Origin of the sequence: Bifidobacterium jacchi, from assembly GCF_009078285.1 — a bacterium.
Taxonomy (GTDB): Bacteria; Actinomycetota; Actinomycetes; order Actinomycetales; family Bifidobacteriaceae; genus Bifidobacterium; species Bifidobacterium jacchi.
This window is the reverse complement of record NZ_RQSP01000060.1, coordinates 1-11,301: the sequence shown is the minus strand read 5'-3', so window position 1 is coordinate 11,301 and position 11,301 is coordinate 1. Positions and strand designations below refer to the sequence as shown.

Annotated in this window: 7 protein-coding genes and 2 tRNA genes; 7 read left to right on the top strand and 2 right to left on the bottom strand. The window is 63.9% G+C overall.

Annotation, left to right across the window (positions count from 1 at the left end):
* Positions 1-558: 558 nt before the first annotated feature.
* A complete protein-coding gene (locus tag EHS19_RS09895; RefSeq protein ID WP_151917598.1) occupies positions 559-1,158 on the bottom strand; it encodes an NUDIX domain-containing protein in 600 nt (199 codons plus the stop codon).
* Between the two features lie 260 nt (positions 1,159-1,418).
* Between EHS19_RS09895 and EHS19_RS09890 the strand changes: the two genes are divergently transcribed.
* From EHS19_RS09890 to glgX, 6 genes are all read left to right on the top strand, one after another.
* Positions 1,419-1,492, top strand: a tRNA-Leu gene (locus EHS19_RS09890).
* Positions 1,493-1,601: 109 nt separating this feature from the next.
* Positions 1,602-2,408: an ANTAR domain-containing response regulator gene (locus EHS19_RS09885; protein ID WP_151917597.1), complete on the top strand. Its 807-nt coding sequence runs from the start codon at positions 1,602-1,604 to the stop codon at positions 2,406-2,408.
* A 19-nt stretch (positions 2,409-2,427) separates the two neighbouring features.
* Positions 2,428-5,568 (top strand): DNA polymerase I, encoded by a 3,141-nt coding sequence (polA, locus tag EHS19_RS09880; protein ID WP_151917599.1) that lies wholly within the window; start codon positions 2,428-2,430, stop codon positions 5,566-5,568.
* 22 nt (positions 5,569-5,590) lie between these two features.
* A complete protein-coding gene (locus EHS19_RS09875; protein ID WP_151917596.1) occupies positions 5,591-6,472 on the top strand; it encodes a Nif3-like dinuclear metal center hexameric protein in 882 nt (293 codons plus the stop codon).
* Positions 6,473-6,576: 104 nt separating this feature from the next.
* Positions 6,577-7,248 carry an NUDIX hydrolase gene (locus tag EHS19_RS09870; RefSeq protein WP_151917595.1) on the top strand — a complete coding sequence of 224 codons (672 nt, stop codon included), beginning with the start codon at positions 6,577-6,579 and terminating at the stop codon, positions 7,246-7,248.
* Positions 7,249-7,466: 218 nt separating this feature from the next.
* Complete coding sequence (gene glgX, locus EHS19_RS09865; RefSeq protein WP_175578416.1) at positions 7,467-9,593, top strand: glycogen debranching protein GlgX; 2,127 nt, start codon at positions 7,467-7,469, stop codon at positions 9,591-9,593.
* Between the two features lie 41 nt (positions 9,594-9,634).
* Here glgX and EHS19_RS11480 read toward each other — a convergent pair whose 3' ends face one another.
* Positions 9,635-10,891 (bottom strand): ABC transporter permease, encoded by a 1,257-nt coding sequence (locus EHS19_RS11480; RefSeq protein WP_241677209.1) that lies wholly within the window; start codon positions 10,889-10,891, stop codon positions 9,635-9,637.
* 276 nt (positions 10,892-11,167) lie between these two features.
* Here EHS19_RS11480 and EHS19_RS09850 point away from each other — a divergent pair.
* Positions 11,168-11,244: transfer RNA gene (locus EHS19_RS09850), tRNA-Pro, on the top strand.
* The last annotated feature ends 57 nt before the right edge of the window (positions 11,245-11,301 follow it).

Genomic DNA, 11,301 nt, shown 5'->3' with positions numbered 1-11,301 from the left:
GCGTGGCATCCGTGACGTGGCTGGCTTGGAGTGATGCCCGGTGGGACGGAACGCGATTCACAGGGATTTCTGCGTTGCATCCCACGATTTGCCGTGATTTTGTGGGATGGAATGCAATAATGGCCTCAATCTGCGTTGCGTCCCACGGATCAGGGGGAAGCCGGTGGGACGCAACGCGATTTCGGCTCGTTGTGGCGTTGCGTCCCACCGGCGCAGCCACTAGTGGTCTGTTTCGCCAATAATTGAGGGGGCCAACTGCTTCGCTCCCACCAGTCAGCTTCGCTGATAGCCCGGTACTGCAAATACGGACGCGCTACACGCGCGGCCATTTGCGAAGCAGACCACTAATGTCCTGCGTCAGAAGTTCATTGCCTATTTGCCTATTTCCGCACCTATTTCGCGTCTATTTGCCGTGTTTACGGTCGCATGCGGTATGCGATCGTAAACAACGGTCGCACGCGGTGTGATCAGACGCATACCGCACATGACCGTGACCGCACGTGACCGTGACCACACGCGCGTCGGTACCAGCCGGTACCAGCCCGTTCGCTGTGCCGCTCACTGCCCGAGATTGTGCCCCGGAGCCGTGTACAGGCGCAGCAGTGCGATGATCGTCTTGGCATCCACGATCGTGCCGTTGACCACCATTTCGTACGCTTCGTCGAGCGTGAACAGCCGCACGTCCGGTCGCGGGGTCTCCGGGCCGAGACTGCCTCGATCCGTGGGCTTGAGTCCGGTCGCGTAGAACAGTGACGTGTGGTGCGCGGCGAAGCTCGGCGCATCAAGGAAACGGCAGAACGGCGTCAGGCGGGTGGCGGTGTATCCGGCTTCCTCGCGCAGCTTGCGCGCGGCCACATCGGGTGTTTTCTCGTCGGGCGATGTGGCGTGTCCGCCGGGGATCTCCAGCGTCCAGCGGTGGGTGGGGATGCGGTACTGCTCGACCAGCGGAATGCGATCGTCGTCGGTGATCGCGATGACGCCGACCGCGTCGCCGTTGCTGCCCTGCAGCACGTATCGTTGGAACGTGCCCGCCTGCGGGGTGGACAGCGTCACCTCGTCGACGTTGAAATAGTGGCTGGCGACGACCTGATGGCGGGAATCCTCCTTGACGGGGGACACGCGCCACGGATCGAATCTGCGGTAGGTCTCATTGCTCATGATCGCTCCTTCGTTGCCTTGAGTTGCCGGTTGTGCCGATTGTGCCGATTTCGCCGGTTTTCGGTTTTGCTGGTTCCGTGACCGGTGCCACCTTGTGATGCCGCCGGCTTCGTCCTGTTGACATCCATTGTAGGCGGGGCTGCGGCTCTGGGATCGCGGCTTCGTTGAGAGGTGATTGCAGAGGTGGTCGCAGAGGCGATCGCCGTGTCGTGCGCGTGGCGGTCGAAATCATGTGCTATTGTTCCCTGAGTGCGGTCAGCGCCCTCGTATCCCAATCGGTAGAGGAAGCAGCCTCAAAATCTGCGCAGTGTGGGTTCGAGTCCCACCGAGGGCACGCAATCGGACGGGCATGGTGCCCGTCCGGAGCATGGAATCAATCCTGTAACCAGTGTTGGGGATGATTACCCGTCGTCCACGGCTCGGCTCAATGAAAAGAGGTAGGCATGGCTGCAAGGGAAACCTCGGAGACACCGCAGGCATCAGATCAGGTACTGTCCGACGAGGAGCTTCGGGCTGCCGCTCAGGTCGATCAGCTCGACGAGCCCGATAACGCCAATGAGGAGAATGAATCGCCGGCGGAGGAGAATCGTCAGCGCACCGTCGTCGTCGCCGAGGACGAGTCCCTCAATCGCATGGATCTTGTCGCCATGCTCGAATCCAACGGCTACAAGGTCGTCGGCGAGGCCGCCAATGGCGAGGAGGCGGTCGAGCTGACGCGCAAGTTCCGCCCCGACGTGGTGTGCATGGACGTCAAGATGCCGCATATGGACGGCATCGCCGCAGCAGGCATCATCTGCGACGAGAACATCGCGCCGGTGGTCATGCTCACCGCGTTCTCCCAGCCGGATCTGGTCAAGCAGGCCACCGGTGCCGGTGCCATGGCCTATGTGACCAAGCCGTACGAGGAATCCAAGCTGCTGCCCGCCCTCGAGGTCGCGATGGGCCGCTTTGCCGAGATCAACGCTCTGCTCGACAACGTGGAGCAGAGCGAGGGCCGCCTCAAGGAGGCGCAGGACGCGCTCAAGGACATGGAGGCCAAGCTCAAGAAGGCCGAGGACACGCTGGAGGAGCGCAAGCTCGTCGACCGTGCGAAGGGTCTGCTCATGGACAAGGCCGGCTTCTCCGAGCAGGGCGCGTTCCGCTGGATCCAGAAGACCTCGATGGACCAGCGCATCCCGAAGAAGCGTCTTGCGCTGGCCATCATTGCCAAGTACGGCGACCCGAAGCCGGAACAGACGGATGAGCGCTGAGTCCACGCAGACCGATTCGATGAATTCCGATTCTACGAATGCAACGCGCGGAACGCTATTGGTCGTTGACGGCCATTCGCTGGCGTTCCGCGCGTTTTTCGCGCTTCCGGTCGAGAACTTCAGCACCGAGTCCGGTCAGGCCACCAATGCCGTCTGGGGCTTCGCCACGATGCTCTCCCAGGTCATCAACGCCGAGAAGCCAGATCTGCTCGCCGTCGCGTTCGACGTCAAGGGCGGCACGTTCCGCAACCAGCTGCTGCCGCAGTACAAGGGCACGCGCGACGCCGCGCCCGAGGAGCTGCTCACCCAGCTGCCGCTGATCCAGGAGATGCTGACCGCGCTGGGCGTCACCTATATCGAGAAGCCGGGCTTCGAGGGCGACGACGTGATCGGCACACTCGCCACGATGGGCGACACGGCCGGCTACCACACGCTCGTGCTCTCCGGCGACCGCGACGCGTTCCAGCTCATCGACGAGCGCGTCACCGTGCTGTATCCCGGTCATCATTTCAAGGATCTCAAGCACATGACCCCCGCGGCGGTCGAGGAGAAGTATCATGTCACGCCGGCGCAGTATCCGGATCTTGCCGCGCTGCGCGGGGAGACCGCCGACAACATCCCCGGCGTGCCGGGAGTCGGCGACGGCTTCGCCGCGAAATGGATCAACCTCTACGGCGGGCTTGACGGCATCGTCGCCCACGCCGACGAAATCAAGGGCAAGAAGGGCGAGGCACTGCGCGACAGCATCGATCAGGTGCTGCTCAATCGCAAGGTCAACGCTCTGGTGCGCGATCTCGATCTCGGCATCGACATCAGTCAGCTCACCTTCGGCACGAACGACACGTCCAAGTTGGACGCGCTGTTCAAACGGCTTGAATTCGGTTCACGCACGCGCGCCCGGCTGATCGCCTCGTTCAACGGTGCGGGCAACGGCGCGGGCAGCGGTGCGGGCAGCGGTGCCGGCAGCGGCTCCGCTCGCGCGGCCGCTGCGGCTGGGGTCGCCGGCACTGCTGCCGCCGGTGCCGCTGTTGGGAGTTCTGCCGCTGCCGCCGGCGATGCGATCGGTGAGGACGGGCAGTCGCTGCAGCTCGCCGAACCGACGGTGATCGCCGATGCCGCGGCGTTTCGCCGGTGGGCCGCCGATCATGGCGCATCCGAGGGCGGCGTATCTGCTGGTGACGCATTCGCTGACGGCGCTGACGGCGGGTCCGCTGCCGTACAAGCGGCGGGCAACGGCGCGAAGACCGATGGCGAGACCTCCACGGATCCTCTGATCCTCGTGGCGCACGGCAGCGCCAAGCCGGGGAGCGCGCGGCTCGATCGGCTCGCGATCGAACACGGCGGCCATGCCGCGCTGATCTCCGCCCGTGCACTCGCGCAATCCGTTGATTCCGAGCAATCCACGCAATCCGTTCATTCGGTGCAGTCCGCTGATTCCAATGATTCCGCAAAACCCAGGGAATCCGTGGAATCCGCCGAACCGAGCACGTTCACCTCGGTGCTCCAGCACTGGCTTGACGCGCATCACGACCGGATCGTCGTACACGGCTACAAAGAGCATCTGCACATGCTCGCCTCGGTCGGAATCACCCTCGCGACACCGCATTTCGACACCAAACTCGGCGGCTATCTGGTGCATCCCGACTTCCACGCCGACTCGCTCGCCGACGCTGTGGCGCATTTTCTCGACATCCATACCGAACAGGATGCCGAAGAGCCGCAGGGCGAGCTCGATCTGGGCGATTTCGATGCGCAATCGGATGCATCCGGCGACCAAGGCGATGCCGCGGCGCGTGCAGCCGACGCGAACGAATCCGACTGGGATGCCGCGCAGATCGCATCCATGCTCGCGGACGCGGTGGCGATCCGCGCATTGGATGCGCATCTGGCCGCGCTGATCGACGAGCGTCGCCAGCGTGCGCTGCTCGACGACATCGAGCTGCCCGTCTCCCGCGTGCTGTATCGCATGGAATCGACCGGCGCCACCGTGGACATGGCGCGTCTGGAGACCATGCGCGACCATTTCGCCGCCGACGCGCGCGATGCGCAGGAGGAGGCATGGCGGTATGCGGGCCGCGAGCTGAACCTGCAGAGCCCCAAGCAGCTGCAGAAGGTGCTGTTCGAGGATTTCGGTCTCAAACCGGTCAAAAAGACGAAATCGGGATCGTATACGACCAACGCGGCCGCACTGCTGGAGCTGAGCGCGCGTTCGATCGGCGACGAGCAGGCCAACGGCTTTCTGGTGGCCCTGCTGCGCCACCGCGAAACCATCAAGCTCAAGCAGATCGTCGCCACGCTGATCGATGCGGTCAATGCGCGCGACGGGCGCATCCACACCACGTTCGAGCAGACGGTCGCCGCGACCGGCCGACTCAGCTCGGTCGACCCTAACCTGCAGAACATTCCCAACCGCAATGCGGCCGGGCGCGAGATCCGTTCCGCGTTCGTGCCGGGGGAGGGATTCGTCTCGCTGCTCAGTTGCGATTATTCGCAGGTGGAGCTGCGCATCATGGCGAGCCAGTCCGGCGACGAGGCGCTCATCGAGGCGTTCCGCTCCGGAACCGACTTCCACCGATACGTCGCCTCGCTGGTCTATGGCGTTCCGGCCGACGAGATCACCACCGACCAACGCTCGCACGTCAAGGCGATGAGCTACGGGCTCGCCTACGGGCTGAGCACCTACGGGCTCGCCCAGCAGCTGCGCATCTCACCGTCGCAGGCCGATGGGCTCAAGGCCAAGTACTTCGCCACGTTCGGCAAGGTGCACGACTATCTGGAATCCCTCGTCGCGCAGGCTCGTCGCAACGGCTATACGGAGACGATGTTCGGTCGTCGCCGCTATTTCCCGGCGCTGCGGTCGACCAACCGCGTCGCGCGCGACGCCGCCGAACGCGCCGCGCTCAACGCGCCGATCCAGGGGTCGGCCGCCGACATCATGAAGATCGCGATGATTCGCGCCGATACGGCATTGCGCGATGCCGGCGTCAAGAGCCGCATCATTCTGCAGATCCATGACGAACTCGTGGTCGAGGTGGCCGCCGGCGAGGCCGATCAGGTGCGCGCGCTGGTCGCCGACGCGATGGAGCATGCGGTCGAACTGGCCGTGCCGCTCGACGTGTCCACTGGCATCGGCGACGACTGGCAGCTGGCCGCCCACTGACACCCACTACGCTGGAGGATTCATGCCCACGCTCAAACAGGTCGTTGACGTACTGGAAACGCTGTATCCGCTGCGATATGCCGAGGATTGGGATGAGCCCGGTCTCATCGTAGGCGATCTCGCCGCGAACGTCGATCGCATCGCGTTCGCCGCCGATCCGACCGCCGCGGTGGTCGATGAGGCGATTCGACGCGGCGCGAATCTGCTGATCTGCCATCATCCGCTGTTCTTCCGAGCGGTGCACCAGGTATCCGGTCTGGGTGCGCGCGGCGATACCGTGCGTCGCCTGCATGCGGCAGGCTGCGCCCTGTGGGTGGGGCACACGAACGCCGACGCGGCACCGCGGGGCGTCGGTCAGGCGGCGGCGGACGCGTTCGGCCTGATCGATCAGCGGCCGCTGGTGCCGATGCGCACGGAGGGCGACACGGTCGGATTGGGACGCATCGGACGCCTTCGCGAACCCGTGCCCTTCGAATCGTTCGTTCGCCGCGTCGCCGCCGCGCTGCCGCATACCGAATACGGCGTGCAGGGATGCGGCCCGGCCGATCAGATGGTCGAGACCGTCGCGATACTGCCCGGCTCGGGTGATTCCCTGTTCGACGAGGTGAGGGCCAGCGGCGCCGACGTGTACGTGACCAGCGACCTGAGGCATCATCCTGCCACCGATGCGATCGAACAGGCGCGCTACGAGGCGTCGCTGCGCGCGCGTGGCATCATGATCGGCCACGGGGACGCGCGGATCCGTCCGCTGCTGGTCAACACGCCGCATTCGGCCATCGAATCGCTGTGGTTCGACTATGCCGTGCACGATGTTCCCGAAGCCGTGGAACGCGCCACCGGGGAGCGGCCCGAGATCGAACGCATCACGATCGTCACCGATCCGTGGACGATCTGCGTGCGGTAGACATTCGGTCAGCGGCTCTCGCGGACGGACCGTCGTGACCAGCGTGACCGGCGTGAATCCAATCGTGAATTCCCGAATATGAGGCGATGCAAGGAGCGAAGCAGATGGCAGACAGCGGCAGCACAGTCAACGCAACGGTCAGCAACGACATGGCGCGGGTCACGACCCGGCTCGGCGACTCGTCGGACGGCATCGACATGGATGTGCCGGCCCGCGTGGTCAGCCGTCAGACCGTGTATACGGGCGCGATCTTCGCGGTCGAGGACATGCGCATCGCCCTGCGACGCGCAGGCGGCGGCGAGATCGAGGTGCGTCGGCAGGTACTGCGCCACGCGCCCTGCGTGGTGATGCTCGTGCATGACGAGCCGCGCGACCTGTATCTGGTCGAACGCGAATACCGTGCCGGGTCCGACCGGTTCGCCTACGGCATCCCCGCCGGGCTCATGGACGACGGCGAATCGGTGATGGGCGCCGCGCTGCGCGAGCTCGCCGAGGAGACCGGCGTCGTGCCCGACGACGATCCCGACGCCATGCGCGTGGACCGGGTCGGCGGATTCTATTCGTCCGAAGGCATGACCGACGAATACGCCAACGTCATGGTCCTGCATCTGAGCCGCTACACGCACAGGTCGGTGCGATTCGACCCGGACGAGCACGTCGAATCGGCGTGGGTGACCTGGCGTGAGCTTTCCGCGCTGCCGATCGCCGCATCGAACTCGGTCATCGCCATCCAGCACGAGGCGCTGCGACGGGTGCGTGCCGGGCTGGATGCCTGACGACGCACCCCATATTCCATTGCGGTCGCAACGTCGGCGGCATCCATGCGGCGGCATCCATCCGGCGGCCTCCTCCGGCGCATCGGATTACGCCGTAGATGAACCGGCGGTGTACCGCAGACGTATTCATGGCATCGGAACGTAAAGGGCGGGGCAAAGTGCACATAAAGGACATCGCATCGTGCGATAATGGACATATGCAGATCAGACCAGGATCCATGTATCCACTGGGCGCCAGCTACGATGGCGCGGGTGTCAATTTCGCGTTGTTCTCCCAAGTCGCAAGCAGAGTTGAGCTGTGCCTGTTCGATGACGACGACAACGAGACGCGCATCGACATGACCGAACAGAACTCCTACGTATGGCACAACTACATTCCGGGCCTCCAGCCCGGACAGCGCTATGGATTCCGCGTCCACGGCCCCTATGATCCCAATCAGGGCCTGCGCTGCAATCCAAACAAGCTGCTGCTCGACCCCTATGCCAAGGCGATCGAGGGCAACATCGACGGTGACGAAAGCCTGTTCTCCTACTGGTTCAACAGCCCCGACGATCTGGGCGCGGTCAACAACCTCGACTCCGCCGCGCACACGATGAAGTCGGTCGTCGTCAACCCGTACTTCGACTGGGGCAACGACCATCATCCGTTCATTCCATACCATGATTCGGTGATCTACGAGGCGCACGTGCGCGGCATGACCAATCTCAACAAGGACGTGCCGCCGGACATCCGCGGCACCTATGCCGGCCTCGCCTACCCGTCCGTCATCGAATACCTGAAGAAGCTCGGCGTGACCGCCATCGAGCTCATGCCGATCCACCAGTTCGTCAACGACTCGTTCCTCCAGGACAAGGGCCTGTCCAACTACTGGGGCTACAACACGATCGGCTTCTTCGCGCCGCACAACGCCTACTCCAGCTCGGGCGAACGCGGCCAGCAGGTCAACGAGTTCAAGGCGATGGTCAAGGCGTATCATCAGGCCGGCATGGAGGTCATCCTCGACGTGGTGTACAACCACACCGCCGAAGGCAATGACCGCGGCCCCACGCTCAGCTTCCGCGGCATCGACAACCGCGAATACTACCGTCTCGTCGACGGCGACGCCCGCCACTACTTCGACACGACCGGCACCGGCAACTCGCTGCTCATGCGCTCCCCGCACACGCTGCAGCTGATCACCGACTCGCTGCGCTACTGGGCGGCCGAAATGCACGTCGACGGCTTCCGATTCGATCTGGCCGCCACGCTGGCCCGCCAGTTCCAGGAGGTCGACAAGCTGTCCGCGTTCTTCGACATCGTCGAACAGGATCCGGTGATCTCGCGCGCCAAGCTGATCGCCGAACCGTGGGATCTGGGTTCCGGCGGCTATCAGGTCGGCGGCTTCCCGTCCAGCTGGTCCGAATGGAACGGCCGCTACCGCGACACCGTGCGCGATTTCTGGCGTTCGCAGCCCTCCACGCTGCCCGAGTTCGCGTCGCGTCTGATGGGCAGCTCCGACCTGTATCAGATGAACGGCCGCCGTCCGGTCGCATCGGTGAACTTCATCACCGCGCACGACGGCTTCACGATGAACGATCTCGTCAGCTACAACGACAAGCACAACGAGGCGAATCTCGAGGGCAACCGCGACGGCGAATCCAACAACCGCTCGTGGAACTGCGGCGTGGAAGGCCCGACGACCATTCCCGACGTGCTCGACCTGCGCGAACGGCAGATGCGCAACATGTTCGCCACGCTGCTGGTCAGCCAGGGTATTCCGATGATCTGCGGCGGCGACGAGGTGGCGCGCACCCAGCAGGGCAACAACAACGCCTACTGCCAGGACAACGAGATCTCGTGGACCAACTGGGAGGTCGACGATGCGCAGAAGAGTCTGCTGCACTTCGTGGCCAAGCTCATCCACCTGCGGCTCGAACACCCGGTGCTGCACCGTCGTCGCTTCTTCACCGGCCGCGAGCCGGGCGACGATGCGTCGAAGATCCCGCAGGTCGAATGGTTCGACCACACCGGTTCGATCATGGACATGGCCGACTGGCAGAACACGCACGCGTTCTCGATGATGATCTTCCTCAACGGTTCCGACATCCCCGAAAAGGACTATTACGGCAACCAGATGGTCGACAACGACTTCATCCTCATCTTCAACGCGCACTACGAGCCGATCATGTTCACGCTGCCCGACGAACGCTACGGGCGCAAGTGGCAGCTCGTCGTCGACACGCATAATCCGGACGGCCCGCAGCTCAGCTACGAGGCCGGGTTCGTCATCACCGCGCAGGCGCGCAGCTTCCTGCTGTTGATGAGCGCGAAGCGGCCGCAGGGGGATCATCCCGCGCTGCTGTAGCGGGCTTGTGCTGACAGCGGTCGGCGATCAGTGATCAGTGATCAGCGGTCGGCGGCGAGTCGCGATTCGATGCCGATGCCAGCGAGCTGCGACTCGACACGATCCGCCTCGATCGCGGCGATCTGCCGCGAGAACACGATGAACCAGCCGAGGAAGAACAGGCCGGCCAACGCCTCCACATTGGTGAGTGTGACGTGGCCCATCAGCATGGTGATGCTGAATCCGGTGCATAGCAGAAACGCGAGATCGGAGACGACGAACAGCGCCTTCGACAGTCGCGGCGCAAGCCAGGGCAGTGCGAGGAACAGCACGCCCATCACCAGCGGCAGTCCCTTCGCGCACACGTTGTGCATCACGTAGTGGGGCGTGTAGCGGAACGCGCCGATGCCGATGAACGCGAGTCCCGACAGGGTAAGCAGCGCGGCGAGGATCGCCGTGCGCAGGGCGAAGTGCGTGGTGACGGTGGGCGTGGATGCGGCGTGTTCTGCGGATGTGTTGTGTTCTGCCGATGCGGCGGTGGCTGCTGATTTGATTTGGATTTGGGCGGCTGATGTCGGCGAATCGGCGGCATTGCGTGGGGCGCGCGATTCTTCGCTCGGTACGCGTGGTTCGCGGGCGGGGGAGTCGCGCAGCAGCCGCTGCATGCGTTCGGTGGCGATCAGCTCGGATACGGCGAAGTAGCTGACGATGATGATGCAGATGCCGGCGAGCATCAGCGTCCAGTTGAACATCGACGCGGCGAACGTGGTGCGATCACCCAGCTGGGAGAAGTTGTTGTGATACCAGTACGGGTCGTCGGTGGTCAGACCGGCGGTGCCCACGCCTGCGACGACGAAGAACGGCAGCAGCGACGACAGCGTCTTGGCGCTCATCAGCTCCGCCTGCACCAGCGTGAAGTAGCCGACGATGCCGCAGAATCCGGCGCAAACCGAGGTCAGGTAGCCGGCGAACAGATGCATGCCCATCATGTCGTTCATCGCGGCGAGCAGGGCGAACGAGGAGAGGAATATGGTCGATGCGTACACGATCGACAATGCCAGGATTTCGATGATTCGCCGGATCGGCACGAACCAGCCGCGTTTGAGGGTGAGCGAACGGGAATGGCTGGCGTAGCCGATCGTGAACGAGACCAGTCCGCATGCGGCGACGATGGCCGCGCAAACGGCGAAGCGGCGTTGCGCGACCTGCCAGATGGCCGGTGCATAGCTCAGATAGACGCTCATGCCGATCGCGCCGACGATCGTGCACACGAGGAACGAGAGCAGTCCAAGGCTTTCGATGCGCTGATGGCGTCCCATTGGCTTGCCTCCTTCTCTTTTGTCGCTGCGGGCTTGGGTTCGCGCGTTGCGGGTTTAGGTTCGCGCGGCGGCCTGCACGGCGGCTTGTCGATTCGCGAGTGCGGCGCGACGGCTCGACGGTTTGTGGTTCGCCGATGTGCTGGCTCGCTGGTTCATTGTTTCGCCGGTCCGCTATGCAGCCATGTTCATCATATATCGAAGTGCGGTTTCGGGTGTTTGCCCACGTCCGCCACTGCGGCTATAGTATCTATTTGTGTCTTTTCGCAAGACACGAACCGGGCCGTAGCGCAGTTTGGTAGCGCGCCTGCTTTGGGAGCAGGATGTCGCGGGTTCAAATCCCGCCGGCCCGACCACAAGCCCTACTTCCGCTTAGGTTTTGAGGTTTCGCCGTTCGAGGCAGAAGACCGCTG

What these genes read in the sequence shown, in the direction of transcription:
- glgX (WP_175578416.1), top strand. Translation starts at nt 7,467, where the DNA reads ATGTATCCACTGGGCGCCAGCTACGATGGCGCGGGTGTCAATTTCGCG.
- polA (WP_151917599.1), top strand. Translation starts at nt 2,428, where the DNA reads ATGAATTCCGATTCTACGAATGCAACGCGCGGAACGCTATTGGTCGTT.
- EHS19_RS09895 (WP_151917598.1), bottom strand. Translation starts at nt 1,158, where the DNA reads ATGAGCAATGAGACCTACCGCAGATTCGATCCGTGGCGCGTGTCCCCC.
- EHS19_RS11480 (WP_241677209.1), bottom strand. Translation starts at nt 10,891, where the DNA reads ATGGGACGCCATCAGCGCATCGAAAGCCTTGGACTGCTCTCGTTCCTC.
- EHS19_RS09875 (WP_151917596.1), top strand. Translation starts at nt 5,591, where the DNA reads ATGCCCACGCTCAAACAGGTCGTTGACGTACTGGAAACGCTGTATCCG.
- EHS19_RS09870 (WP_151917595.1), top strand. Translation starts at nt 6,577, where the DNA reads ATGGCAGACAGCGGCAGCACAGTCAACGCAACGGTCAGCAACGACATG.
- EHS19_RS09885 (WP_151917597.1), top strand. Translation starts at nt 1,602, where the DNA reads ATGGCTGCAAGGGAAACCTCGGAGACACCGCAGGCATCAGATCAGGTA.